This is a genomic window from Roseateles sp. P5_E1, assembly GCF_054049335.1.
Genome location: NZ_JBFUMN010000001.1, coordinates 274,306 through 298,573 on the forward strand (window position 1 = coordinate 274,306; position 24,268 = coordinate 298,573).

Genomic DNA, 24,268 nt, shown 5'->3' on the forward strand with positions numbered 1-24,268 from the left:
ATGAGCAACCTCACCATCATCTTCATCTGCCTGGGTGTCGCCCTCGTGCTGCTGCTGGCCTATGCCGCCACCCGGCCCGACGAGTTCCGTGTCGAGCGCCATGTGCGCATCGCCGCTCCGGCCGACAAGGTCTGGCCCCTGGTCAGCGAGCTGCGTGCCTTCAACCGCTGGAACCCCTATGAACGCAAGGACCCGCTGATCAAGAGCGCCTACAGCGGCGCCTCGAGCGGCATCGGCTCCCGCTACGACTGGGACAGCAAGGAAGTTGGCAGCGGCAGCCTGGAGATCGTCAGCCAACAGCCCGGCCGCGCCGTGCAGATGAAGCTGGATTTCGTGAAGCCCTTCGAGGCCCACAACCAGGCCGAGTTCGTGCTGCAGCCCACGCCCGACGGCGCCACCGAGGTGCGCTGGGCCATGCACGGCCCCGCCAACTTCATCAGCAAACTGATGGGCGTCTTCATCGACGTGGACAAGATGGTGGGCCGCGACTTCGAGGCCGGCCTGCAGAACCTGCGCCAGCTCTCGGAGGCCCAGACGTCATGAGCGCCGCCCGGCCGTCCGAAGGCGCTCAACTCCCGCTTGGCGGGACAGCGCGCAGCGCGAAGGGTGCCCAATGACCGACCTCGACTTCAGCATCGACATTGCCGCCCCGGTCGCGCGGGTCTGGGACTGCATGTTCGATCCCACCGCCTACCGCGACTGGACCCGCGCCTTCGCCGAGGGCTCCTATTTCGAAGGCAGTTGGGCGGCCGGCCGCCGGCTGCGCTTCCTGGACCCGCGCGGCTTTGGCATGGAGGCTGTCGTCGACGAGAACTTGCCGTACGAACGACTGTCACTGCGGCTGGTGGGTGAGATCAAGGACGGCCGGCCCGTGGCCGACAGCCGCCTGCATGCCGAACCGGCCCACGAGCGCTATGTCTTCAGCGCCACGCCCGAAGGCACACGGTTGACCGTGCACCTGCAAAGCTGGGACGACGGCTTCACCGATTTCCTGAACGACACCTGGCCCAAGGCGCTGGTGCGCCTCAAGGACCTGTCCGAATCCACGCACTGAAAGGAATCACCATGCAGATCAAGATTGCGAGCGTCATGGTCGATGACCAGGACAAGGCCCTGGCCTTCTATACGGGCAAGCTCGGCTTCAAGAAGATGGCCGACATCCCGATGGGGCCGACCTACCGCTGGCTGACCGTCGTGTCGCCCGACGGCATTGCCGGCGTCGAGCTGGCGCTGGAGCCCATGGGCTTTGCGCCGGCCAAGGTCTACCAGAAGGCCTTGTTCGAGGCCAACATCCCGGCCACCGCCTTTGTCACCGAGGACGTCGAGGCCGAAGCCCGCAAGCTGCGCGAGCGCGGCGTCGTCGTGCGCGGCGAGCCCGAGAACATGGGGCCGATCAAGGCCGTCATGTTCGAGGATGGCTGCGGCAACCTCATCCACCTCGTCCAACCCCTCGTCAAACCCGAGTGAGCATCACCATGCACAAGCAGATCTACGTCAACATGCCTGTCAAGGACCTGGCCAAGAGCAAGGCCTTCTTCGAGGCTGTGGGCTACAAGTTCAATCCGCAATTCACCAACGACAAGGGTGCCGGCATGGAGCTGGGCGAGAACCTCTACGCCATGCTGCTGGCCGAGGACTTCGCGCGGACCTTCACCCCCAAGGCGTTTCCGGACGCCAAGACCGCAACCACGGGCTGGGTGTGCCTGAGCTGCGAAAGCCGCGAGGAGGTCGACGCCTTGGTCGCGAAGGCGAAGGCTGCCGGCGGCAACATCCCGAGCGAGCCGCAGGACCATGGCTTCATGTACGGCCATGGCTTCGAGGACCTGGACGGGCACCACTGGGAACTCGTCCACATGAGCGGCATGCCGCCGCAAGCCTGACCCCGCAACGTCAAGGAGACGACCATGCAGATCCAGCAAAAACTCGCACCCTTCATCTGGTACCAGCGCGGTGCCGAAGACGCGGTGGCGCACTACCTGAAGGTGTTCGGCGCCGACAAGGGCCGCATCATCCACACCCAGCGCTGGGGCCAGGACTCGCCCGGCGAGGCCGGCAGCGTCATGCTGCTCAACTTCGAGCTGTTCGGCGTGCACATGACGGCCTTCAATGGCGGTACCCACTTCAAGCTCGACGAGGCTTTCTCGTTGACCGTCGCTTGCGAAGACCAGGCCGAGATCGACAAGCTCTGGGAGCAGTTGCCCGCGGGCGGTGGCAAGACGTCGGAATGCAGCTGGCTGAAGGATGCCTGGGGCCTGTCCTGGCAGATCCTGCCCGCAGCCTGGTTCGACATGATCAGGGACCCCGACCCGGCCCGCGTGCAGCGCGTCTTCCAGGCCATCTGGCGCATGCAGAAGATCGATCTCGCGGCCCTCAAGCGCGCCTACGACGGCACCTGAAGCCGTGAGCCATGCTGAACTTGCCGCCGGCGTCTGGCGCATCGAGCGCAGCCGCCTCGTGGGCGCGGCGGCCAAGATGCTGCGCGACCTCGACGAGGCCGAGGACTGTGCCCAGGACGCCCTCATCGCTGCCATGGAGAACTGGCCGCGCGACGGCCAGCCCAACAACCCTGCCGCCTGGCTGATGACCGCCACTCGCAACAAGGCCCTGGACCGGCTGCGCCGCCGCGCGATGCTGGAGCGCGAGCATGAGCACCTCGCGGCCGACGATGAGGCCGCCGGCACCCACGTCGTGCCCGACTTCGTCGACCACCTCGACGCCGCCCGTGACCAGGCCGCGATCGGCGACGAGCAGCTGCGCCTGATCTTCATCGCCTGCCACCCGGTGTTGCCGCGCGAGGCCCAGGTCGCGCTGACGTTGCGCCTGCTCGGCGGCCTGGAGACGCCCGAGATCGCACGCGCCTTCCTGCAGCCCGAGGCCACCGTGGCCCAGCGCATCGTGCGCGCCAAGAAGGCGCTCAATGGCCAGGCCTACGAGCTGCCGAGCGCCGACGAACGCGAGCAGCGCCTGGGCGCCGTGCTGGCGGTCGTCTACCTGATCTTCAACGAGGGCCACAGCGCCGGCAGCGGCGCCAGCCTGCTGCGGCCGGCCCTGTGCGACGAAGCCCTGCGCCTGGTGCGCCAGCTGCAGCACCTGCTGCCTCAAGACGCCGAAGTGCATGGCCTGGCCGCCCTGCTGGAGATCCAGGCCTCGCGCCTGCCCGCGCGGCTGGACGCCCAGGGCCGCCCCGTGCTGCTGCCCGACCAGGACCGCCGCCGCTGGGACCCGCTGCTGATCCGCCGTGGGCTGGCGGCGCTGGAGCGCGCGCTGAGCCTGGGCGAGCCAGGGCCTTACACCTTGCAGGCAGCAATTGCGGCTTGCCATGCGCGCGCGGCGCGTGCCGAGGACACCGACTGGCACGCCATCGTCGGCGGCTACGACCGCCTGCTCGCGCTCAACCCCTCGCCCGTGATCGCGCTGAATCGCGCCGTGGCCGTCAGCTTCGCCGACGGGCCGGCCGCCGCCTGGCCGCTGCTCGAGCAACTGGCCGCCGAGCCGCAGCTCAAGCGCTACCCCTTCCTCGCCGGCGCCCAGGCCGACGTGCTCGAACGCCTGGGCCGCGTCGGCGAGGCGCGCGAGGCCTATCTGCGGGCCGCGGAGCTGACGGACAACGAGGTGCAGCGCGAGCTGCTGACGGAACGGGCCAGGCGACTGGCCAACTGAACCGGAAGGATTGCCACCATGACCATCACCATCACCGCCTTTGACCGTTCGCCCGACGGCGGCAAGGGGCTGGCGCGCGACACGCGCGTGCGCTGGGCCCTCGAGGAAACCGGCCTGCCCTACGAGGTTCGCCTGGTGCCCATGCCGGCGATGAAGGAGGCCGCTCACCTGGCGCTGCATCCCTTCGGCCAGATCCCCACCTACGAGGAAGGCGACCTCACGCTGTTCGAGACCGGGTCCATCGTGCTGCACATCGCCGAGCGCCGGCCGGGCCTGTTCCCCGCCGATGCCAACGCCAGGGCACGGGCCATCACGTGGATGTTCGCCGCGCTCAACTCGGTCGAGCCGCCCATCCTCGAACTCGTCATCGTCAAGTTCGCGGAAGGCGACAAACCCTGGAAGGACGAGCGCCAGCCTCTGGTCGAGAACCGGGTGCGGGCGCGGCTGACCCAACTGGCCGCCCGCCTGGGTGATGCCCAATGGCTGGACGGCGATTTCAGCGCGGGTGACCTGCTGATGGTGTCGGTGCTGTTGCGCGTCAGGCCGTCCGGCCTGCTGAACGAGTTCCCCAGCCTGGCTGCCTACGTCGCCCGCGGCGAAGCCCGCCCTGCCTACCAGCGGGCCTTTGCCGCCCAGCTGGCCGTCAACACGCGCGCAGCCTAGGCATGGGCCGGTCTCTGGCGAGCCCGGCGGGCGGGGTTACTTGCGCCGAATGAACTTGACGGCGACCAGTACGCCCAGAGCCAGCGCCACCAGGGGCCAGCTGCCGGGCTCCGGCGTCGGGCACGGCGGCGTGCCTGGTTGGCCGCAATTGGCCTGGGCCTGAGCCAGGGCGGGCAGCAAAGCCATGCCGGCCACGGCCGCGCGGCTCATCAGGGTGGACAGGGTTCTCATGCTTGTCTCCTTGCCCGGAATCCCTCCGGTGTGAAGAGCTTGGGCGGCGCTTCACCCGCTTTCAACCGGGCTTGTCCTGCAAACGAGTGGCAGACCCCGCAGATCCGGGGGAGGTTCGCCTTCGCCTGAGGACGGCCGCGCGACTGTACGGACCCCTGAAAGCCGTCAGGCCGCCGACTTGGCCGCTCAGAATTCGCCGCCGCTGAAGCGCGTGTCAGGCAGCTGCAGCAGGCTGCGCAGCTGCAGCCGTGTCGACGGCCAGACCGTCAGCGGGGGATTGACGGAGTCGAGGTGGGCCTCGCGCGCGGCGCCCAGGCCCTGGCGGTGGGCCAGCTCGACGAAGGCCTGGGTGGCATCGCGCGGCAGGGCCTGGGCGAACAGAAAGCCCTGGCCCAGGCTGCAGCCCAGCTCGGTCAGCACCTGGTGCTGCTCGGCAGTCTCGATGCCCTCGGCCACCGTGTGCAGGCCCAGGGCCTGGGCGAGGTCATGGATGGCCGCGACGATGGCGCGTGCCGTCGCGCCGGCCTGCGGGTGGTCGAGATCGGCGATGAAGGCGCGGTCGATCTTGAGCTGGTCCAGCGGCAGGCGGCGCAGATAGGCCAGCGACGAGAAGCCGGTGCCGAAGTCGTCCAGCGCAGTGCGCACACCCAGGGCGCGCAGCCGCGTCAGCAGGTCGATGGCGTGTTGGCTGTCCTTCAGCAGGGCCGATTCGGTCAGTTCGATCTCCAGGCGGTCGGCAGGCAGGCCGGTGCGCTCCAGCGCCTCCAGCACATGCAGCTCGATGGGGCTGCGCTCGAACTGCAGGGCCGACACGTTGACGGCGACGCGCAGCTCGCCCGGCCAGCGCGCTGCGTCGCGGCAGGCGATGAGCAGGGCCCAGGCGCCGATGGTGATGATGAGGCCGCTGTCTTCGGCCAACGGGATAAAGACGGCCGGTGGCACCAGGCCGCGCACGGGATGGCGCCAGCGCATCAGCGCCTCGAAGCCCCGCAGCTTGCCCGTGGCCAGCTCGATCTGTGGCTGGTAGTGCATCTCCAGTTGATCCGCGTCCAGCGCCAGCCGCAGGTCGGCCAGCAGGGCGAGGCGGTCCTGGGCGGCCTGCTGCAGGGCCGGCTCGTAGAGCACGAGGCGGTCGCGCCCGGCGGCCTTGGCGGCGAACAGGGCCAGGTCGGCAGCGCGCAGCAGCGGGTCGGCTGCCTGGGCATGGCGTGGCGCGCAGGCCGCGCCGATGCTGACGCGCACGTCGATCTCGTTGCCGTCGATGGAAACCGGCACGCGCAGGGCCGAGCGCAATTGCTTGCCCAGGCGTTGCATGGCTTCGGGGCTGAGCTCGCCGCGCAGCAGCACGGCGAATTCGTCGGCGCCCAGCCGCGCGACCAGGTCGCCGTTGCCGCGCCGCGCTGCCAGGCTGTCGTGCAGCCGCTCGCCCACGGCGGCCAGCAGGTGGTCGCCGGCGGCATGGCCCAGGCTGTCGTTGACCTGCTTGAAGCAGTCCAGGTCCAGCAGCAGCACGGTGCACGGCGAGATGGGCCCGCCGCCGCCGAGATAAAGGGCCAGGCGGCGGTGGAACTGGTGGCGGTTGGCCAGGCCGGTGACGGTGTCCTGGTCGGTCAGGCGCAGCAGCTCGCGTTCGCGCTCGCGCACCTCGCTGATATCGCTGCCCACGCCGCGCCAGCCGCCGTCGCCTTCCAGGCGCCGCCCGCTGAGCGTCCACCAGACATCCTCGCCGCCAACCCGCAGATGCAGGGCGTGATCGCTCAGCGGTTCGGTCGCCAGCAGCGCGTCGCCCAGTCGGTCCAGGCGCTGCTGGGCGTCGGCGTTGTTGGCGGGCAGCTGGTGGGCCAGTACGGCCAGTAGCGGCTCGCCGATCAGGTCCTGCGCCCGCTGGCCCAGGCTTTCGGCCATGCGCTGCGAGACATGGCGCAGCCGGCCGTCGCGGCCCAATTCCCACAGCCAGTCGCTGGCGTGATGTTCGAAGTCGCGCAGCAGCAGCGACACCGTGAGCCGGTCCCGTGCGGCCTCGTGCTGGGCGTGGCGGCCCAGCAGGAAGAGGCGGGCATTCAGCAGTGCCGCCATGCACAGCGCGATGGCGTACAGCGGCAGCAACGGCAGCAGCCCGTCCATCCAGGGCAGGGGCAGCAGCGCGATGCCCACGGCCAGCGTGCCGCAGGCGCCCAGCACCCAGCCGATGGCCACGGCGGGCAGCAGCGCGAACATCCAGGCTGCGGCGGCAATGGCGCCGGCCGCGGTGGCCACCAGCGGCGCGTGCAGGCCGGGCTCGGCCTGCTGGGCAACCTGCAGCAGCAGCACCGCGTCCAGCACGCCGCCGGCAAAAAGGTCCAGCGCCAGCAGCAGGCCGGCGCGGATGCCGCGCGGCGGTGCGTCGGGCGGGCGGCCGTGGCGTTCATGCCGCCACAGCGCGAAGTTGAAGCCGTTGAGCGCCACCAGTGCCATCAGCGTGGGCGCGACGGGTAGCAGGTCGATGCGCCCTTTCAGCACCCCCAGCAGCAGCGCGATGGCGATGGCCGTGGCCACGACCGAGGCAGGCAACTGGCCGACGACGGCGCGCCACTGGTCGTCCCGCAGCTTGGCCGCCTCTGCCGGATCGCCCGGCACCTCCCAGGCGGCGTGGATCAGCCGCTTGAACCCCGCCAGCGGCCACCGGGCAGGCAGTGCAAAAGGGGGCAGTGGCTCGGCCATGGCGAGCCCATCCTAGGCGGGCCATGGCCGGCGTGGGTGTGACGCAATGCCGATTCGTCCGCAATCAGCGCGGCGCAAGCTTCACGGGCCCAGGGTCAGCGCTGTGCCGTGTTCTCGCGCACCATGCGCTGCATCAGCGTGAAGAAGCGGTCGTAGAACTCGCCCGCGGGAATGGTCTCGGAGGCCACCTTGACGAGGGAGTCATCGCTCGATGACAGCGGCACCGAGATCGAGCCCAGCGCGCTGACGCCGAGGCTGGCGGCCTGGTTGCTTTTCTTCAGCGCGTAGCGGTCCTGCTGGGCGCTGACATAGGCCGTCGCGATCTGCTGCTTGGGGCCATCGCCGACGCAGACAACGTTGAATGCGATCTCCACATGCACCTCGCCCGCGGGCTGGAAGTGCTTGGCACCGCGCACGACACCGCTTTCCGCCTTGCTGATCACATAGCCCTGGCTGAGCAGGGCGCGCCGGGCGGCCTCGCAGGTGTCGTCGACATTGGCGTCGAACAGCCGCGAGAAAGTCTCCTCGGCAGCAAAGCTCTCACCCTGGTAGACCGATTTCTCGGCTTTCGTCGACCTGGAGGGCAGGCCGCCGCAGCCAGCCAGCAGCGTGAGGAGCAGGAAGGCGGACAAGGTCAGGGAGCAGAGGCGATGCATGGGTCGATTATTCCGTCCGCGAAAGGGCGCTTTGTTGCCGGGCGGGCGCCGGGGCCCGCGCGCAACGCCGCCGGGCCGGGATCCGATGACAGGGACATTCAGGGGAAGGTGCGGCATTCAGCGTGCCCATCAGCCGGGCAGACGGAACGCGAAGCGGCAAGGCTGCCACGGACGGTGCAGGCAGGCGGCAATGTAAGCGCGGGCTCACAACGCTGAACTCTGCGATGCCCATCCGGACCGGCATCGACCGTTGATCGGGTTTTGCTTCATATGCGGCCATTGAGGGCGAAGATGCGCCGCATGAAGCGCCGTACCTTTGCATTCGCCGCACTGCTGCCGGCTCTGGCCTGGGCCGAAGAGACTGCTGAGTCCGCGTTCGGCGGCCATGGCATGGCCGTGTTCGGCGGCCGCGAGGGCCTGTATGCCTCGCACCTGCCGATGTTCCACACGCCGCATGACAGCCAGGTGCTGCTGCGCTTTCACCTCGCCGATACGGCCGCCGACAAGGCACTGCGCGAGACGCTGGCCCGCAAGCCGGGGCTGTGGACCTTCGACCCCGAGACCTTCGACCTGCTGCGCTTCACGCCGGGCCACGCCAAGCCGCTGCGCGAATTCAAGGCGCGCTTCTTCGAGGGCCATTTCGAGCGCGGCGGCAAGCCACAGTCGGCCGAGCAGCGCGTCGTCGTCGATGAGGTGATGCTGTTTCGGCGGCTGAGCCCCGCTCAACGCGAGGCATCGATCGGGCGCTATCGGCTGATCGGCAAAGGCAGCGAGTGGTTCGCGGTCAAGACCATCGACCGCCGCCCGGACTTCGACCACATCGTGTGCCTGAAGGCGCCAGTCAAGCGCGGCGAGGCCGACGTCGCGCTGCAAGGCGTCAAGAAGCCTAACGCTGCCGTCCAACGGGCCTTCCAGGCCAAGGGCCTGACCGAGATCTATTTCGAGACGGACGACCTGCGCTGAGGTCGGCGGCCGTCAAGGCGGCTAACAAAGTTTCGAACTTAGCGGTCCTCATCGCCTCTCTAGAGTTTTGCGCCCAGCCCTTCAAACGCGAGGGTGGGCAACAGTCAGCTTTGGGCCTGCCGGATAAACAGGCTCCACAGGAAATCGGCGGTTTCCTGTTGGTTCAGCTGTTTTGGCGCCCTGCCGGACCACGCCATGCCCATGGCTTTGAAGCCGAGTTCATAGGCTCCGGGCTCAACGGTCAGGAGCTCGTTGAAAGAGCCCTGCATGATGGACGAGTCATAAGAAAACGCGATGCCATTGCTGCGACTCAGGCCCGACCGCCGGATCGAGCATTCGGCGACCTTGCTGCCGTGGCGATAGAGGATGGCGGTCATGCACCGGGAGTCGATCTTCTCCACTTTTCCGGTAACGCCGGGGTTTTGCTCCTCCACGGCCTTAATCGACCCCTGAAAGAACTCACAGGCGAATGCGAAGGTGCTGTGAAGGAAGTCGTCGACGTCCTTCTCCGTGAAGACGCGTGGAATGCGCGTGTTGCTGGATCTAGGCAACGCAACGGGCACTCGTGCCGAGTAGGCATCGCCGCGCGGGGCCGCCGCCGCTGCGGACGCGGGCGCAACGCCGCCCCGGATGCCCAGCGCCTTTCGGATCTGGTTCGCCACGTCCAGGAGCGCTTCGTCGATGTGCATCCATGTCGTCACGGGCTGGCCATCGCGCGGTGCTGCAAGGAGTTTGCCGAACGGCGCGCCGTGCCAGTCGCAGTGGCGCAGGATCACCGGAATAACTCGCGCTTCGCCGGTCGCGTGCCGCTGCATGGCGCGCGTCATCTCGAGTGAGTAGCAGTAGTCGGACGCCAGGAAGTCCGCGCTGATGAGCAGCAGGATGATGTCCGCTGACTCCAGGTTGGCGTCAATGCCAGCACCGAAATCGTCGCCGGCTCTGAGGCAGCGATCATGCCAGGGCTCGACGTGACCCTGACGGACAAGGAGTGCAAGGTGCGACACCAACTGGTTCTTCAGTGGTTCGTCCTTGTGGCTGTACGAGACGAAGAGCTTTGACATTGCTGCGGAGTCCAAAAAAACCCTGCCCGCTGGCGGGCGGGATCTGGACAGCCATGCCGGCGCCCCGATGGATGACATTATGGTACTCTATTAAAAGAGTAATACGAATGTCACTCACATGAACGAGTTGAATTATAAGCCGCCTTATAGGATGTTCGGAGAGTTGTTGGCCCGGCTTAGGGTGGCAGGGGGCTTCGACTCGCAAGCCGCACTGGCCAGTGCGCTGCGCGTTGCTCAACAATCCGTGAGCCGCTGGGAAAAAGGAACAGGTCGCCCAAGAGCCAAGGAGATCCCCGCGTTGGAGCAACTGCTTAATGCGAAGCCTGGTGAGCTCCTGGCCGCAGCAGGGTACGCGTCCCAGCCTTCGGGCGTGACCACCATCACCCAGACCGTTGAGCGGCCGCTTCCTTTGTCGGCGCTCTCCCCGGACTCGTTCGAAAGCTTCTGCGCCGCACTTCTTTCGCGGCACTACCGCCCGCGAGGCGGAACGGTCAATCGCTACGGCAAGCAAGGGCACGACCAACGCGGCATCGACATCCTCGCGGCGGGGTCGTTTGGTACCCACACGTTCCAGTGCAAGAGAGTCGAGTCCTTCGGGCCGCAAAAGGTGCACACGGCTGTTGTCAAGCAGACCTACGCGGCGGATCTCAAAGTTCTGCTCCTGTCTCTGGTCGCAAGCACGGACTCTCGCGATGCCATCCGCACGCATCCAGGATGGGAGCTGTGGGACCGAGAGGACATCACCAGGCGCTTTCATGAGCTCCCACAAGATGACCGTCGTGACCTGATCGATCTCTACTTCGGCGGTCAGCGAATGGCGCTGCTGGGGAGCGACGAGCGAACGCCCTTTCAACGGGTAGAGGATTTCTTTAAGCACTTCCTCATCCGTGAGCGCTTTTTCAATCACACCTGGCCGCTGGTGGGGCGCAGGCGTGAGGTGGACGAGATCGTGCAGTGGGCTCGAGAAGAGAAGGCGCCGGTTGAGCTGATGATTGGCGCGGCTGGGGCCGGCAAGACGCGTGTCTTTCGCGAGGTCGCAGAGCTACTTGCTGAGGACAAGCGGCGCCGAGTGCGGTTCGTCTCCCAGACAGAAGAGATTAAGGTCCAGCACTTGGACCTTCTTCGTGATGTTCACGAGACGGAGGTACTCCTGTGCGTGGACGATGCGCACGAGCGTGAGGACCTGGGGCTACTGCTCAGATATGCAGCCAACCCGGAAAACAAAACACGGCTATTGATGGCGTTGCGTCCGTACTCGAAGGAGGACGTTCGACTGCAAGCGGCCGAGGTTGGTCTTTTGGGGGAAGACGTTCGGTGCGTTGAGCTAACGCAGCAGACCCGGGAGGATGCTCAAGCGCTGGCACATTCTGTTCTGGAGGCTTGCGGCGGACCAACCCAAGCTGCTGAGGAGATAGCTCGAGCAACAGTCACCACCCCGCTGGTCACAGTTCTTGCTGCTCAGCTCACGGCGAAAGCCGAGTTTTCGCTGGAGCTCCTCAACAACGCGGACCAGTTCAGAACCTATCTGTTGGCTAGGCTGCAAGACGTCATAACGGCGACTCTCGTTACGGGGCAGGATGTTGGCAAACTCCAAGCGGTCCTGCGGACCGTCGCACTACTTCAGCCGGTCGCTCCAGACGACCCTCGTCTTCTAGAACTTCTACTAAAGGTCGAAGAGGTTGAGCAAGCTGACGCCACACGACTCATGCGTCTCTTGAACGATGCGGGTGTGCTCTTCAAGCGAGGTCTTCGGTACAGGTTGGCTCCAGATCTGCTCGCAGACGAGATCCTTCGGACCAACTATCTTGATGGCAAAGGCTCCATCAACGGACGCGTGCTTAAGGTCTTCGACGAAGCAAATGGCGACCAGCTCAAGCATCTGTTCGTGAACCTGGGAAGGTTGGATTGGCGTCTTCGGGAAGGCAGGACTGATGACAGTGCTTTGTTGCGGAGTCTGCTCCCGAGGCTGCGCTGGGGAGAGGAATACCACCACCCGCATGTGGAGGCCGTCGAGGCGGTCGCCTACTATCAGCCGCGATTCGCGCTCGACTTCGCAAAAAGACTCGTCGACGAAGGGCACGGTACTGACGGGACCGTGTGCAGCATGATCAGGAACGCTGCCTACACCTACGACCACGTCGATGAAGCATGTCGCCTCCTTTGGAGGGCCGGACACAAGGATGATCGCGCACTGAACTCAACGATGAGGCACGGGGTTCGCCTCTTCAAGGAACTCGCAGAGTTCGGCGTAAACAAGCCTATCGAGTACGTGGAGCGAGTGGTAGACATTGCCATCGAGCTTCTGGATCGGCCGAGCTCTTTCAATGGTGCCTACACGCCGTTTGAAATTCTCGAGGCACCGCTTGAGCCCGAGGTCGAGCTGAGAACCTACTCGGGCTTTACTGTCAGCATCGGTCGCAGCACGATCCTGGTGGACGCAGTGAGCACGGTCAGGAACAAGGTGGTCGATACGCTGCTGAAGTACCTTCGAGAGGGATCGACGAACAAGGCATACCTGGCCGCGGCGACCTTGGCTCATGCGCTGACTAGTCCGAGACACGGAGACTCCACCAAGAGGTGGAGACACGAGCATCGAAGAGTTCTGGAGGTGACGCTCGCGATCCTCGAAGAGGAGGGCGCGGCGATACACCCGGTTGTCTTGTACAGAGTGGCCCAGTCTGTGTCTTGGCACGTTCGTGGATTTGAAGAGAACGCGGTCCTGGCGAGGGGAATCATCTCGCTATTGGCAAGGGATCTGCGCACTCGACTGACACGATCCCTTTTGGACGGTTGGGGTACGGAAACGTGGGAACTCTCCGAGGACCTTCAGCGAGAGGAGCACGAGGTCGAACAAGTTGCGCTTGCTCAAGTGTTGATGGAGCGGTTCGACGACCCGGCAGCGCTTCTTGTGGAGCTCCGAGATGCATTGGATGGCATCGCATCCATCGCCGGTCGCGACTTTGGTTCGCCGCACATGCTCACAAGCTACTTGCTGGAAAAGGTGCCACGCCTGGCCCGCACGCTATTGGCAATGGATCGGGATGGGATCGCAGGTGAGCTTTCATGGTATGTCGGTGTGGCGCTTGGCGTGGCCGTATCCGCAGGCGAGACGGACCTGGTCGACGAGTACATATCGAGGTCGGAGACTTCACCGGATGCTCTGGTCCAGTTGGCTCAGGCCTACGCTAGCTACGAGCCTGACAGGCCCTACAACGAAGTAGAGGTGCGCCTATTCCGGCGCCTTTTTGCATCCGAGGTTCCGCGCGTGCTCGGCATTGCAACGCAAATGATCCGGTCGATCGCGAAGACGAGCCCGGCGCTTGCCGTGGACCTCGCTTGCAGCATGGATCTGCACGTTCATCCGAGGGCGACACACAATGTGTTCATGTGGCTCAGCGGCAAGAATTTGATTGCTGCAGAGCACATCAATCCAAGGCGGTCGGAGCTGCTCAACAAGCTTCTAGAGATATCAACGCTGGACGACTACTGGGTTCGAGCGTTTATCAAGACCTCCCTTGAGGCCAATCCATCTGCTGTGCTTGAGTTCATCAAGGAAAGGCTCAAGACGGCGCCCGGAAAGGACGACTGGTCCTACGCTCCGTTTGAACGGGAGCGCCATGGAAATGACGACCTGAAGCTCCTTAACGCGAAGCAAGGTAGTCGGCATCTCTGCGACCTCCTTGCTTGGTCGGATGGCTATGTGGTTGACCATCGGACGCGGCGCTGGTTTGCCGAAGCCGTAGCTGGCCTTTGCGGCGACTACAACGCCGAATTCCTGGGGACGCTCCTCGCTTGGATGCGCGCGGGCTCTGTTCAGCAGGCACAGGTGGTGAGTGCGATCCTATGGGAGGCACAGCCCAACCTCATCTACGACCATCCAGCATTCCCGCGAGATGTTCTCAACGCGGCGGAGATGATCGGCGACGAGGCCGTCCGGGACATCCGTTCGGCCATTTCGTCATCCGCTCGCTCAGGGATTAGAGGCGGCACACCTGGCGAACCGTTTCCAGAGGATGAAAAGCTTGAGCGGCATTGCCTGGACATGCTGGCGACGCTCAGCCGGGTGGAACCAACACGGGACTTGTTTGAGGAGCTCCTCGCAGACGCAAGGCGAGAGATGGCTCGACAACGTCAGACCAAAGAGGCGTATGAGGAGTTCGACGACTAAGCAGGTCAGGGTTTTGTGTTGCTTGCGCTGGTGGCGACATGACCTCCAACTTGAAACCTTGTGATCAGCAAACACATCTAAGAAAGGCCATCATGGACAACCCCAGCGTCACCTTGATCCAGCGTCAGGGCTACCAGTTCGAACACCATTACGCGCCGGAGCTGCCGGTGCTGCTATCGGACGAGCCCGTGCCCTTCGGCACCGGGCTGGGGCCCGATCCGGTCGAACTGCTGGCCTCGGCCATCGGCAATTGCCTCTCCGCGTCGCTGTGGTTTGCCTGCCAGAAGTACAAGGACGACCCCTCGCCGCTGCGCACCGGGGTCAAGGCGACCGTCGGCAGGAACGAGCGCGGACGCAACCGCGTGCAGGGCCTGGCGGTGGACCTGCACCTGGGCAAGCCAGCCGACCAGCTCGGCCACATTCAGCGTGTGCTGGACACCTTCGAGGACTTCTGCACCGTCACGCAGAGCGTGGCGCCGGCCATTCCCGTGACGCTGCGCGTGCTGGACAGCACTGGTGCGGTTCTGAAGCCCGCCGCGGCCGTGTGAATTCTTTGCGGGTCGAGCGCCGGGCCGCTCCCTAGCCGGTCCGCGCTGGCGATGTGCTTGCGGTTCGATACCGCGAGCATCGCCGTCCCCTCGGGGGACCGGCCAAGGTACTCCTTGGCCGAGGGGCTTCATTTTTCTAAGCGGGCATTTCCAGGCCGAGTTCCTTCAGGATCGCCTCGCGCAGCGCATCCATTTCCGGGCTGATCAACCGCCTCGGGTGCGGCATGTCCAGCTCGAAGCGGGCCTGGATGCGCGTGGGCCGGGGCGACAGCACGAGGATGCGGTCGGCCATGTAGAGGGCCTCGTCGACGTCGTGGGTGATGAGCAGCACCGTGTGCTTTTCTTCGGCCAGGATGCGCAGCAGCTCGTTGCGCATGCGCAGGTTCATCAGCGCGTCCAGCGCCGAGAAGGGCTCGTCCAGATACAGGATCTCGGGCTTGACGATGAAGGCCCGCGCCAGCTCCACGCGCTTGAGCATGCCGCCCGACAGCTCGTGCGGGTAGGCACCTTCGAAGCCCTTGAGCCCCACCATGGCGGCGTAGTGATCGGCCAGCTTGACGCGCTCGGCATCGACGCCATGCTCCTGGCCGGTCAGGCCGAACATCAGATTCTGCTGCACCGTCAGCCAGGGGAAGACCGAGCCGTATTGCGAGATGACGATGCCCTGGGGGCTGGGGCCGGGATGGGGCTGGCCGTCGATCAGCAGCGAGCCGCCGTCGGTCTTTTCGAAGCCCGCGAGGATGTTCATCAACGTCGACTTGCCGCAGCCGGAAGGGCCGACGATGGCGACGAACTCGCCTTCGGCGACGTCGAAATCCACACCCTGGATGACGGGCAGCTGGCCGCCCTTGGCGGACTTGAAGCTCTTCGTCAGACCATTGACAGCGATCTTGGGAGTCTTGTTATCGGACATAGCGCCAACGGACGGTCTTGAGTTTTTCGAGCAGGCGGGTCACGCCGTCCAGCAGCAGGCCGATGACGCCGATGAGGATCATGCTGGCGATGACGAGGTCATAGCGGTTGCCGGCATTGCGCGAATCCATGATGAGATAGCCCAGGCCCGAGCGCAGCGCGATCATCTCGGCCGCCACGACGACCAGCCACGCCACGCCGATGCCGATGCGCATGCCGATGATGATTTCCGGCAGCACGGCCGGGATGACGACGCGGCGGAACATCACCGCGCGCGACACGCCGAAGTTGGTGGCCGCGCGCAGGTAGCGCCGATCGATGGTGTGCACGCCCGAGGTCGTCTGAACGATCAGCGGGAACACGGAGGAGATGAAGATCAGGAAGATGGGCGAGGTGTCGCCGACGCCGAACCACAGGATGGCCAGCGGGATCCAGGCAATCGGCGAGATCGGCCGCAGCATCTGGAAGATCGGGTTGAAGGTGCGGTAGGCGCCGGCCACCCAGCCCATCCACAGGCCCAGCGGGATGCCGATCAGCATGGCCAGGCCGAAGCCGATGCCCACGCGCATCAGCGACGCGGTGATGTGCTCCCACAGCGTGCCGTCCTGGGCCAGCTCCAGCGTGCCGGTGACGACGGCCCAGGGTGTCGGGAAGATGGGGCTCTCGGTGTAGACGACGATGCCCCACCAGGCCGCGATGACCAGGGCAATGACCGCCAGCGGCGGCAGGATTCGATTCAGGCGCAGGTTCACCGCCCCTCCTTCCAGTGGTTCTTCATGAGGCGTTGCCAGCGCCATTGCAATGCTGGCCAGCCGCGCGCTGGCGTTGGCGCGACGACGACGGCCATCTGGCCGCTGGCATGTGCGCTGCACGCGAAGCTATAGGTCGATGCGACCTCGAAGGGCAGGCGAAAACTCTGCCCCGGCATGATGAGCACGGGGCCGAACTGCTGCGGCACCTCGTCGCGGTTGCGCAGCAGCAGCACGTCGTTCAGGCCCAGCGTCAGATCGATGCGGTCCGGGAGGATCTCGACCTTGTCACCGGCCATGCGGCGGGCATAGGTGCCTTGCGGGATCTCGAACAGCTCGTCGCGCGTGGGCAGTTCGATGGGCGCCAGCGCCGCCCAGGCCACCAGGGCCAGCGGCAACGTGACCGGCAGGAGCCAGACCCAACGCTTTCTCACTTCGAAGCCAAGAGCAGCTTGAGGTCGTGCACGAAGTCCTTGGCCTCATGGCCATAAGGCATCATGGCCCGCAGCTTGCCGGTGCGGTCGATCAGCCAGACCGACGTGGAGTGGTTCATGCCGTAGGCGTTGCCTTGCTTGGGCGCGATCTTCTCGGCGACGACGCCATAGCGCTTGCGCATCGCGGCCAGCTTGTCCGGTGCCTCGGTGCCGCCGATGAAGGTCGGGTCGAAGGCGGCGAGGTATTGGCGGATGCGCGCGACGTCGTCTCGCGCCGGGTCCACCGTCACGTAGACGACCTGCACGTCCGCCGCGTCCGCGCCGAGCTGCTTGCGCGCCTGGGCGAGCGTGGCCAGCGTCGTCGGGCAGACCTCGGGGCAGTGGGTGAAGCCGAACACCAACAGCACCAGCCTGCCCTTGAAGCGGGCGAGATTGAGGGCGGCACCGTCGCTGCCCTGGAGAGCGAACTCGGGCGCTGCCTGGGCGGGCTCGAAGACGCCGGCCTTCAGCGTCGGCGCAGCCTGCGCCGTCAAAGGCAGCGCGGCCCACAACAGGGCGCGGCGTTTCATATCGGGATGGGCGCGGCCTTGGCCGCCTTGACGAAGCTGTCGTCCACGTATTTCTCGTAGGCCACCGGGGCCTTGAGCGTGCCGGCCTCGATGGACAGCTGCATCAGGTCGTCGAACTCGGCGCGGATCATGCGCAGGTCGCCATAGGTGACGCGGTCCGTCGGGTTCTCCATCACGAAGCGCAGGATGTTGGGGTCCTGGTTGAAGAACTTGCGGCCGGCGGCGATCTGGATGGCCTTCTCGCGGTTGGCGGCCTGCAGGTCCAGCCAGTTGCCGGCACCCTGCACGTGGTTCACCAGGTCCTGCACCAGCGGCCGGTTCTCCTTGATGAGCTCCTCGCGCACCGTCAGCACACAGCAGATGTAGTTGCGCCATTCGTCGCGCGTCATGCGCAGCGGCCTGGCATAGCCGGCGCGCTGGGCCGAGGCGCCGAAGGGCTCGCCGGTGCAATAGGCGTCCACGGCCTTGGCAAAGAGGGCGGCCGGCATGTCGGGCGGCGGCATCTCGACGATCTGGATGTCCTTGGGCGTCATGCCCTCCTGGGCCAGCATCTTGCGCAGGAACAGAAAGTCCACCGCGAAGCGGCTGGGGATGGCGATGCGCTTGCCCGTCAGGTCCTTGAACTTCTTGTAGGGCGAGTCGGTGCGCACCATGATGACGGCGCCCGAGCGATGGCCCAGCGAGACGATCTTGACCGGGATCTTCTTGTCCGCCAGGTCCATGACCAGGGGCGCCAGCATGTAGGCGGCCTGGATGCCGCCGGTCATCAGCGACTCCTTGATCTCGGGCCAGCCGTTGTACTTGCTGTACTCGAACTGGAAGGCCGAGCTGCCGGAGGCCTTGTTGGACGCCAGGCGTGCCGAGCAGGCCACCGGCAGCGTCAAGTTGCAGGTGACCGGCAGGCCGCCGACGATCAGCGGGCCGGAAGCGGCCGCCGCGGGCAGGCCCAGCGTCGGCAGCGCTGACGCCAGCGCGCCGCGCAGCAATTGCCGGCGATCAAGGCCGGCGGGTGGGGATTCAGGCAGTTCGTGAGTCATGACCAGGGCGCATGACTTTGCCAACTTCTAGGGGGCTGTCCATGCGGGCTGACCGAATTGTGCCTACGTACCTACTTTGAAACTGCACCGCCGCCAGGCCTTGCGGCGGCTGGCGGCGGTGCATGGGCGGGGCCCAGCGCGGATTACGGGTACAGGCCGCGCTCCTCGCGCGCCTGCAGCACCCGCGTGCAGGCCACCGTGAAGGCGGCGGTGCGCAGCGTGATCTTGTGCAGCTCACTGGTTTCCCAGATGTGCTTGAAGGCACCGATCATGATCTTGTCCAGGCGGACATTGATCTCGTCCTCGGTCCAGAAGAAGGACGAAAAGTCCTGCACCCACTCGAAATAGGACACCGTCACGCCACCGGCGTTGGCAATCACGTCGGGCACAACGACGATGCCGCGGTCGGCCAGCACGGCCTCGCCGTCCGGCGTGGTCGGGCCGTTGGCGCCTTCCAGCACCAGGCGGGTCTTGATGCGCTTGGCGCGCTCGGCCGTGATCTGGCCTTCCAGAGCGGCCGGGATCAGCACATCGCTGGCCACGTCCCAGAAGTTCTCGTCGCTGATCTTGTCGGCACCGGCAAAGCCCGCCACACCCTTGTAGGCGGCCACGTGGTCGAGCAGGCTCTGCATGTCAAAGCCGTTCTCGTTCAGGATGGTGCCGGTGTGGTCCTGCACGCAGACGACCTTGGCGCCATTGGCGGCGAACAGCTTGGCGGCGATGGAGCCGACGTTGCCGAAGCCCTGCACCGCGATGCGCGCGCCTTCCAGCGGCTGGCCCAGGCGGCGCATCGCTTCGCGGCCGACGACGAAGACGCCGCGGCCGGTGGCGGCCACGCGGCCCAGCGAGCCACCCAGCTCGATGGGCTTGCCGGTGACGACGCCGGTCGCCGTGGCGCCGGTGTTCATCGAATAGGTGTCCATCATCCAGGCCATGATCTGGCCGTTGGTGTTGACGTCCGGCGCCGGGATGTCCTGCTGCGGGCCGATGATGATGCCGATCTCGCTGGTGTAGCGGCGCGTCATCTTCTCCAGCTCCTTGAGGCTCAGCAGCTTGGGGTCGACGCGGATGCCGCCCTTGGCGCCGCCATAGGGCAGGTTCACCGCGGCGTTCTTGATCGTCATCCAGGCCGACAGGGCCATCACTTCTTCCAGCGTGACGTCGGGGTGGTAGCGCACGCCGCCCTTGCCCGGGCCGCGCGTCAGGCTGTGCTGCACACGGTAGCCCTCGAAGTGGGCGATGCTGCCGTTGTCCATCTCGATGGGGATGTCGACGATCAGCGCGCGCTTGGGGCGGCGCAGCGTCTCGACCCAGCGGGCCAGGCCGCCGAGGTAGGGCTCGACCGCATCAATCTGCGACAGATAGGTTCCCCACGGGCTGTTTCGCGTCGGCGAAACAAAGGACAAATTGGGCATGAAACGCTCCGTAACTTTGAGTGGGGCGAACGGTAGCGCGAAGGTCCGCTCCCTCGGCAGCGCTTGTCTAGCCAAGTCCGTATGCGCCCATGCACGCAATGCATACCGGGCCGAACCTAGCGTCGGCGACGTGGCATTCCACACAATCCCAAGATCAGAAGCAGGGCGGTCGGAGGCTCGGGCACGGCGGTGGTCATCCAGCCCAGCATCTGCATGTCGGCCGGGTCGCCGGCCAGCGTCGCATCCAGCCAGGAGCGGTAGCTGGACAGCTGGACATAGGCCGAACGAGGGTGGATGTCGTGGCCATTGGCGTCCTGGTCGGCGACATAGCCCGAAGCAATACCCCACAGCGAGGCACCGCTCGCCAGGCTGCTGACCTGGCCCAGGAAAAGCCCGCCGCCACTGTCTCCGCCTTGCACATAGGGCTGGGTGTAGCCGTCGGTGTAGGCGATCAGCCAATGGACCGGCACCGCTGCGAGCGGCCCGGCGCCGTCCGGGTCTACCGTCGGCCAATACTCTCGAACCTGGCTGAAGCCATAGCCGCGTGGCTGCTGGTTGTGCCCGGTCGTCAGCGTCGCGTCGATGGCGTAGCTGGCGTTGGTGGACAGGGTGTCGGTAACCAGGCTCAGCGACGGTGCCGCGATCGGTGTCTCCAGCCGCAGCAATGCGATATCGTCCATCGGAAAGCCGCCTGACGCCGCGTCATAGCGCGCCGCGACGGTGGCGCTGCCGAAGCCGTTGCTGAAGGTGTCGCCGACCTCATAGCCCAGATGCCGGGCCGTGATGACCCAGTTGGGCAGCACCTGCACGCCGCTGGCCACCTGGCCGAACTCGGTCGTCGCGATGCCGCCGACAAGGGCCATGGCCGGGGCGGCCGCCGTCACGCCTGCGACAGCCACGGCGACAAGGCGGCTGACCGCCGCGGATCGGGTCATGTGAATCATCGGCATCTCCTGAGCCAGAGCGCTGCAGCATGTCTCGTCGACGCGATGCTGTCCACTGCCACTCTCGGCCCGCTTCAGGAAGAGGAAAACCGGCCGCAGCCGGTTTGGGGGCAGCAATCTCAGGCGCCTACTGCGAGGCCAGTGCGCGCTTGAAGTCGGCGTCGTCGAACAGTTTGCCGACCAGGGTCTTGTAGAGCGCGCCGTATTGGTTGATGGCTGCCGGCAGGGCGATCGCGCCAACGAAGGACGATTCCCAGGTGGACTCGGCAATCACTTCCTTGTCGAACACCGTCTTGCCTTCGCGCTTGATCTGGATCTTGGCGGCCAGCCGTCCCTTGCCGGTGCTCATGCCGGCATCGACCATGCTGTCGGTCAACTGGCCTTCGATGACGATCTTGGACTTCGAGTCCAGCAGGCCTGCGGCCGTCAGCTCAGCGGCGATCTCATCGCGCAACTGGCCCGCGAAGCTGCCGCCTGCCGGGCTGAGCGACGAGCCACGCAGGCCGCCCAGCGTGGTGTCCATCTCGGCCGGTTTGCCGGCGGCGAGCTTGAAGCTGCCGACCTGGGCGGGCACGAGCTTGGTGGCGCGCAGCTTTTCGGCGTTGGCGGCGCTGGGCGCCGGGGCGGGCATTTTCACGGACGCGCAGCCCGTCAACGCGGCCAGCAAGACGACCAGGGCCAGGCGCTGCGCGGTGGCCCGGGAGGAGAGCAAGGCATGGATCATGGTTCGGTCGTCCTTCACTTGAAGCTGGGGTCTTGGGAAATGTCGTTCAGCACGTTGCTGACAACCTGGTTGGTCATCTGGAACGCTGCTTCCTGAAGGTTGGGCATCTTGGTGGCATTGCCCGGTGTCGCGGCCGCGCCCATGGTCGTGTGGATGGCGTGACGTGCCTGCTTGACGACGGGTGCGGCGTCGCCCGACGCCCGGTAGGTGGCCGTGCAGATGTAGCCGTCCGACACTTGCGAGCCGGCGAGGCCGAAGGTCAGTCCGGTCACGAATCCCTTGGAGAAGGCGTTGTCGGTCAGCGGCACGTTGTTCAGCGTGATGCTGAGGACGGCTCCATTGGGTACGGCGGCACTGCCCACTTCACTGAACATGCCGCTGGCCTTCACCTGGGCAGAGACGCGATCACGCAGCATGGCCGTGGCCTGCGCGTTGGCCACCCCCTTGGTCTGGAAGTCGAACAGCACCTGCACCGGCGCTGCAGCCGGCGGCTTCTTGAACTGCGCCGCTGCAATTTCCTTGGTGCTGCCGTCCAGATAGGCGCTGGCGCAGCCTCCCAACAAGGCCGTGGCGGCCAGCAGCGTGCCGAGCGCAGCTCGCCGCGCCCATTCCTTCAACGTAAACATGAGATCTCCCTGTTGCATCACACGCGCCGCTCTTCGACGGCGCGAACCGGTGTCGCCGGGTCGTCTTTGCCGGGGTGTGAGCCCGCGGCGACCTGGGCGGCGCGAACTATAGGGACGTACCGCGCCGTTGCCGGTCCGAACTATCCCCATTCAGCGAGCGAAGGTGACGAATACCATCCGCGGGTGACCTCCCTCGACCTCGCCCTGCTCTATCTCGTGGCCGCCGTGCTGGGGGTGGTCGCCTGCCGCCTGCTGAAACTGCCGCCCATGCTGGGCTATCTGGCCGTCGGCGTGTTGATCGGGCCGAACGCCCTGGCTTTTGCCCACGATTCCGCCAGCATCCAGTACCTGGCCGAGTTCGGCGTCGTCTTCCTGATGTTCGCCATCGGGCTGGAATTCAACCTGCCCAAGCTGCGCGCGCTGAGGACGGCCGTCTTCGGCATCGGCATGGCGCAGGTGGCGCTGACCATTGCCGGCGCCATGCTCGGCAATGCGCTGCTGATCGCCGGCTTCGCGATGCTGGGCAGCGCCTGGCAGATGGGTTGGCAGGGGGCTCTGGTGCTGGGCTCGGCGATGGCCATGAGCTCGACGGCCATCATCGTCAAGCTGATGGCCGAGCGGCTGGAGCTGGAGAGTCCGCACGGCAAGCTCGTCATGGGCGTGCTGCTGTTCCAGGATCTGGCCGTCGTGCCGCTGCTGGTGCTGATCCCGGCGCTGAACAGCACCGGCAGCGAGATGATGAGCGCGCTGGCCTGGGCCGGGCTGAAGGCCGCGGCCCTGCTGACCCTGCTGCTCTACGGCGGCCAGAAGGTGATGCGCTGGTGGCTGACGCTGGTGGCGCGGCGCAAGAGCGACGAGCTCTTCATGCTCAACCTGCTGCTGGTCACGCTCGGCCTGGCCTGGCTGACCGAGCATTTCGGACTCAGCCTGGCCCTGGGCGCGTTTGTGGCCGGCATGCTGATCTCGGAGACCGAGTACCGCCACCAGGTGGAGACCGACATCCGGCCCTTCCACGACGTGCTGCTGGGCCTGTTCTTCATCACCATCGGCATGAAGCTGGACTGGCGGCCGCTGGTGGACACCTGGTGGCTGGTCATCCTGCTCACCCTGGCGCCGGTGGCGGCCAAGTTCGCGCTGATCGCCGGCCTGGCCCGCCTGTTCAAGTCACCGCCGGGCGTTGCGCTGCGCACGGGCCTGTACCTCGCCCAGGCCGGCGAGTTCGGCTTCGTGCTGCTGACGCTTGGAACGCAGCACGGCCTGGTGGCGCAGCAATGGGTCAGCCCGGTGCTGGCCAGCATGGTGCTGTCCATGCTGGGTACGCCCATCCTCGTCATGTACAGCAACCGCATCGTCATGAAGCTGTCCAGCAGCGACTGGCTGATGCAGTCGGTGCAGCTGACGATGATCGCCAAGAAGTCCATCCAGTCCGAGGCGCACGTCATCATCTGCGGCTACGGCCGCTCGGGCCAGAACCTGGCGCGGCTGCTGGAGGGAGAACACATTCCCTATATGGCCCTGGACCTCGACCCGGACCGCGTGCGCCAGGCCGCGGCGGCGGGCCAGAGCGTCGTCTTCGGCGACGCGGCCAAGGTCCAGAGCCTGATGGCCGCGGGCCTGGCGCGCGCCAGCGCGGTCGTCGTCAGCTACCACGACACGCCGTCGGCACTGAAGATCCTCGACCTCGTGCGAGCCCACGCGCCCAGGGTGCCGGTCGTCGTGCGCACCATCGACGACACCGACCTCGAGCGGCTCAAGACCGCCGGCGCCACCGAGGTCGTGCCCGAGGCCATCGAGGGCTCGCTGATGCTGGCCTCGCATGCGCTGGCATTGGTGGGGGTGCCGATGCGCCGCGTCATCCGCATCACGCGCGATGCGCGCGACAAGCGCTATGGCCTGTTGCGCGGCTATTTCCACGGCGCCGACGACGACACCGCCGACGAGCTCGACCAGGCCCGCCTGGCGTCGGTGACGCTGCCCACCGCCAGCCTGCATGCCGGCAAGTTGCTGGACGACCTGGCCCTGCACGCCCTGGGTGTCGCCGTGGTGTCACTTCGACGCGCCAACGGCAAAGGCCTGCTTGCTGACGGCGCGACGCTGGCCAGTGGTGACACCCTGGTCATCAGCGGCAAGCCGGAGGCCTTGGCGCTGGCCGAAGAGAAGCTGCTGGGCTGATGCCTGAGTGACAAGCGCCCGCGGGTCGCTGCGCCA

24 protein-coding genes are annotated in these 24,268 nt (G+C 66.1%); 11 read left to right on the plus strand and 13 right to left on the minus strand.

What is annotated here, in order from left to right; translation table 11 throughout:
- The 7 genes from ACXJKJ_RS01390 (at position 1) to ACXJKJ_RS01420 (ending at position 4,323) form a co-directional block, all read left to right on the plus strand.
- The gene (locus tag ACXJKJ_RS01390; RefSeq protein WP_457388714.1) at positions 1 to 543 is read left to right on the plus strand and encodes an SRPBCC family protein; all 543 of its coding nucleotides are present in this window, start codon (positions 1 to 3) and stop codon (positions 541 to 543) included.
- A gap of 70 nt (positions 544 to 613) precedes the next feature.
- The gene (locus tag ACXJKJ_RS01395) at positions 614 to 1,054 is read left to right on the plus strand and encodes an SRPBCC family protein (RefSeq protein ID WP_457388716.1); all 441 of its coding nucleotides are present in this window, start codon (positions 614 to 616) and stop codon (positions 1,052 to 1,054) included.
- Between the two features lie 11 nt (positions 1,055 to 1,065).
- Positions 1,066 to 1,467 (plus strand): VOC family protein, encoded by a 402-nt coding sequence (locus ACXJKJ_RS01400; RefSeq protein WP_457353448.1) that lies wholly within the window; start codon positions 1,066 to 1,068, stop codon positions 1,465 to 1,467.
- Between the two features lie 8 nt (positions 1,468 to 1,475).
- Positions 1,476 to 1,880, plus strand: coding sequence for a VOC family protein (locus ACXJKJ_RS01405; protein WP_457322366.1), 405 nt, complete (start codon positions 1,476 to 1,478; stop codon positions 1,878 to 1,880).
- 24 nt (positions 1,881 to 1,904) lie between these two features.
- Entirely contained in the window at positions 1,905 to 2,396 is a 492-nt protein-coding gene (locus ACXJKJ_RS01410) for a VOC family protein (protein ID WP_457322368.1), read from the plus strand.
- A 4-nt stretch (positions 2,397 to 2,400) separates the two neighbouring features.
- A complete protein-coding gene (locus ACXJKJ_RS01415; RefSeq protein WP_457388718.1) occupies positions 2,401 to 3,660 on the plus strand; it encodes an RNA polymerase sigma factor in 1,260 nt (419 codons plus the stop codon).
- 18 nt (positions 3,661 to 3,678) lie between these two features.
- Positions 3,679 to 4,323 carry a glutathione S-transferase family protein gene (locus tag ACXJKJ_RS01420; protein ID WP_056191176.1) on the plus strand — a complete coding sequence of 215 codons (645 nt, stop codon included), beginning with the start codon at positions 3,679 to 3,681 and terminating at the stop codon, positions 4,321 to 4,323.
- Between the two features lie 36 nt (positions 4,324 to 4,359).
- Here ACXJKJ_RS01420 and ACXJKJ_RS01425 read toward each other — a convergent pair whose 3' ends face one another.
- From ACXJKJ_RS01425 to ACXJKJ_RS01435, 3 genes are all read right to left on the minus strand, one after another.
- The gene (locus ACXJKJ_RS01425) at positions 4,360 to 4,554 is read right to left on the minus strand and encodes a PEP-CTERM sorting domain-containing protein (protein WP_056191178.1); all 195 of its coding nucleotides are present in this window, start codon (positions 4,552 to 4,554) and stop codon (positions 4,360 to 4,362) included.
- Between the two features lie 186 nt (positions 4,555 to 4,740).
- Entirely contained in the window at positions 4,741 to 7,254 is a 2,514-nt protein-coding gene (locus ACXJKJ_RS01430; RefSeq protein ID WP_457388720.1) for a putative bifunctional diguanylate cyclase/phosphodiesterase, read from the minus strand.
- Positions 7,255 to 7,349: 95 nt separating this feature from the next.
- Positions 7,350 to 7,910 carry a DUF2242 domain-containing protein gene (locus ACXJKJ_RS01435; protein ID WP_457322376.1) on the minus strand — a complete coding sequence of 187 codons (561 nt, stop codon included), beginning with the start codon at positions 7,908 to 7,910 and terminating at the stop codon, positions 7,350 to 7,352.
- A gap of 300 nt (positions 7,911 to 8,210) precedes the next feature.
- Here ACXJKJ_RS01435 and ACXJKJ_RS01440 point away from each other — a divergent pair, with 300 nt between their 5' ends.
- A complete protein-coding gene (locus ACXJKJ_RS01440) occupies positions 8,211 to 8,873 on the plus strand; it encodes a hypothetical protein (RefSeq protein ID WP_457388722.1) in 663 nt (220 codons plus the stop codon).
- Between the two features lie 104 nt (positions 8,874 to 8,977).
- Here the strand turns inward: ACXJKJ_RS01440 and ACXJKJ_RS01445 are convergent, their stop codons facing one another.
- A complete protein-coding gene (locus ACXJKJ_RS01445) occupies positions 8,978 to 9,934 on the minus strand; it encodes a toll/interleukin-1 receptor domain-containing protein (RefSeq protein ID WP_457388724.1) in 957 nt (318 codons plus the stop codon).
- A 118-nt stretch (positions 9,935 to 10,052) separates the two neighbouring features.
- On the opposite strand from ACXJKJ_RS01445, the gene ACXJKJ_RS01450 reads away from it, so the two are divergent.
- On the plus strand, positions 10,053 to 14,102 hold the full coding sequence (locus ACXJKJ_RS01450; RefSeq protein WP_457388726.1) for a P-loop NTPase: 4,050 nt from the start codon (positions 10,053 to 10,055) through the stop codon (positions 14,100 to 14,102).
- 92 nt (positions 14,103 to 14,194) lie between these two features.
- On the plus strand, positions 14,195 to 14,650 hold the full coding sequence (locus ACXJKJ_RS01455; RefSeq protein ID WP_457388728.1) for an OsmC family protein: 456 nt from the start codon (positions 14,195 to 14,197) through the stop codon (positions 14,648 to 14,650).
- Positions 14,651 to 14,786: 136 nt separating this feature from the next.
- Here ACXJKJ_RS01455 and ACXJKJ_RS01460 read toward each other — a convergent pair whose 3' ends face one another.
- The 9 genes from ACXJKJ_RS01460 to ACXJKJ_RS01500 form a co-directional block, all read right to left on the minus strand.
- A complete protein-coding gene (locus ACXJKJ_RS01460; RefSeq protein WP_057297562.1) occupies positions 14,787 to 15,563 on the minus strand; it encodes an ABC transporter ATP-binding protein in 777 nt (258 codons plus the stop codon).
- Positions 15,553 to 16,314: an ABC transporter permease gene (locus ACXJKJ_RS01465; RefSeq protein ID WP_235531765.1), complete on the minus strand. Its 762-nt coding sequence runs from the start codon at positions 16,312 to 16,314 to the stop codon at positions 15,553 to 15,555. Before ACXJKJ_RS01465 ends, ACXJKJ_RS01460 begins: the two co-directional genes overlap by 11 nt.
- A complete protein-coding gene (locus tag ACXJKJ_RS01470; RefSeq protein ID WP_056191195.1) occupies positions 16,311 to 16,745 on the minus strand; it encodes a cupredoxin domain-containing protein in 435 nt (144 codons plus the stop codon). The genes ACXJKJ_RS01465 and ACXJKJ_RS01470 overlap by 4 nt, the downstream gene beginning before the upstream one ends.
- Positions 16,742 to 17,314: an SCO family protein gene (locus tag ACXJKJ_RS01475; RefSeq protein WP_457388729.1), complete on the minus strand. Its 573-nt coding sequence runs from the start codon at positions 17,312 to 17,314 to the stop codon at positions 16,742 to 16,744. The genes ACXJKJ_RS01470 and ACXJKJ_RS01475 overlap by 4 nt, the downstream gene beginning before the upstream one ends.
- Positions 17,311 to 18,351, minus strand: a complete 1,041-nt coding sequence (locus tag ACXJKJ_RS01480; protein ID WP_457353452.1) for an ABC transporter substrate-binding protein — start codon at positions 18,349 to 18,351, stop codon at positions 17,311 to 17,313. Before ACXJKJ_RS01480 ends, ACXJKJ_RS01475 begins: the two co-directional genes overlap by 4 nt.
- Positions 18,352 to 18,494: 143 nt before the next feature.
- A complete protein-coding gene (locus ACXJKJ_RS01485; protein ID WP_457353454.1) occupies positions 18,495 to 19,766 on the minus strand; it encodes a Glu/Leu/Phe/Val family dehydrogenase in 1,272 nt (423 codons plus the stop codon).
- 116 nt (positions 19,767 to 19,882) lie between these two features.
- Positions 19,883 to 20,710: a trypsin-like serine protease gene (locus ACXJKJ_RS01490; protein ID WP_457388731.1), complete on the minus strand. Its 828-nt coding sequence runs from the start codon at positions 20,708 to 20,710 to the stop codon at positions 19,883 to 19,885.
- A 127-nt stretch (positions 20,711 to 20,837) separates the two neighbouring features.
- The gene (locus ACXJKJ_RS01495; protein WP_056191205.1) at positions 20,838 to 21,434 is read right to left on the minus strand and encodes a hypothetical protein; all 597 of its coding nucleotides are present in this window, start codon (positions 21,432 to 21,434) and stop codon (positions 20,838 to 20,840) included.
- A 14-nt stretch (positions 21,435 to 21,448) separates the two neighbouring features.
- Positions 21,449 to 22,060 (minus strand): hypothetical protein, encoded by a 612-nt coding sequence (locus tag ACXJKJ_RS01500; protein WP_457388733.1) that lies wholly within the window; start codon positions 22,058 to 22,060, stop codon positions 21,449 to 21,451.
- A gap of 183 nt (positions 22,061 to 22,243) precedes the next feature.
- Between ACXJKJ_RS01500 and ACXJKJ_RS01505 the strand changes: the two genes are divergently transcribed.
- Positions 22,244 to 24,232: a cation:proton antiporter domain-containing protein gene (locus ACXJKJ_RS01505; RefSeq protein WP_457388735.1), complete on the plus strand. Its 1,989-nt coding sequence runs from the start codon at positions 22,244 to 22,246 to the stop codon at positions 24,230 to 24,232.
- Positions 24,233 to 24,268: the final 36 nt, after the last annotated feature.

Coding starts and splice junctions, on each gene's coding strand:
- ACXJKJ_RS01390 (WP_457388714.1), top strand. CDS start 1: ATGAGCAACCTCACCATCATCTTCATCTGCCTGGGTGTCGCCCTCGTG.
- ACXJKJ_RS01395 (WP_457388716.1), top strand. CDS start 614: ATGACCGACCTCGACTTCAGCATCGACATTGCCGCCCCGGTCGCGCGG.
- ACXJKJ_RS01400 (WP_457353448.1), top strand. CDS start 1,066: ATGCAGATCAAGATTGCGAGCGTCATGGTCGATGACCAGGACAAGGCC.
- ACXJKJ_RS01405 (WP_457322366.1), top strand. CDS start 1,476: ATGCACAAGCAGATCTACGTCAACATGCCTGTCAAGGACCTGGCCAAG.
- ACXJKJ_RS01410 (WP_457322368.1), top strand. CDS start 1,905: ATGCAGATCCAGCAAAAACTCGCACCCTTCATCTGGTACCAGCGCGGT.
- ACXJKJ_RS01420 (WP_056191176.1), top strand. CDS start 3,679: ATGACCATCACCATCACCGCCTTTGACCGTTCGCCCGACGGCGGCAAG.
- ACXJKJ_RS01425 (WP_056191178.1), bottom strand. CDS start 4,554: ATGAGAACCCTGTCCACCCTGATGAGCCGCGCGGCCGTGGCCGGCATG.
- ACXJKJ_RS01430 (WP_457388720.1), bottom strand. CDS start 7,254: ATGGCCGAGCCACTGCCCCCTTTTGCACTGCCTGCCCGGTGGCCGCTG.
- ACXJKJ_RS01435 (WP_457322376.1), bottom strand. CDS start 7,910: ATGCATCGCCTCTGCTCCCTGACCTTGTCCGCCTTCCTGCTCCTCACG.
- ACXJKJ_RS01440 (WP_457388722.1), top strand. CDS start 8,211: ATGAAGCGCCGTACCTTTGCATTCGCCGCACTGCTGCCGGCTCTGGCC.
- ACXJKJ_RS01445 (WP_457388724.1), bottom strand. CDS start 9,934: ATGTCAAAGCTCTTCGTCTCGTACAGCCACAAGGACGAACCACTGAAG.
- ACXJKJ_RS01450 (WP_457388726.1), top strand. CDS start 10,053: ATGAACGAGTTGAATTATAAGCCGCCTTATAGGATGTTCGGAGAGTTG.
- ACXJKJ_RS01455 (WP_457388728.1), top strand. CDS start 14,195: ATGGACAACCCCAGCGTCACCTTGATCCAGCGTCAGGGCTACCAGTTC.
- ACXJKJ_RS01460 (WP_057297562.1), bottom strand. CDS start 15,563: ATGTCCGATAACAAGACTCCCAAGATCGCTGTCAATGGTCTGACGAAG.
- ACXJKJ_RS01475 (WP_457388729.1), bottom strand. CDS start 17,314: ATGAAACGCCGCGCCCTGTTGTGGGCCGCGCTGCCTTTGACGGCGCAG.
- ACXJKJ_RS01480 (WP_457353452.1), bottom strand. CDS start 18,351: ATGACTCACGAACTGCCTGAATCCCCACCCGCCGGCCTTGATCGCCGG.
- ACXJKJ_RS01485 (WP_457353454.1), bottom strand. CDS start 19,766: ATGCCCAATTTGTCCTTTGTTTCGCCGACGCGAAACAGCCCGTGGGGA.
- ACXJKJ_RS01490 (WP_457388731.1), bottom strand. CDS start 20,710: ATGATTCACATGACCCGATCCGCGGCGGTCAGCCGCCTTGTCGCCGTG.
- ACXJKJ_RS01495 (WP_056191205.1), bottom strand. CDS start 21,434: ATGATCCATGCCTTGCTCTCCTCCCGGGCCACCGCGCAGCGCCTGGCC.
- ACXJKJ_RS01500 (WP_457388733.1), bottom strand. CDS start 22,060: ATGTTTACGTTGAAGGAATGGGCGCGGCGAGCTGCGCTCGGCACGCTG.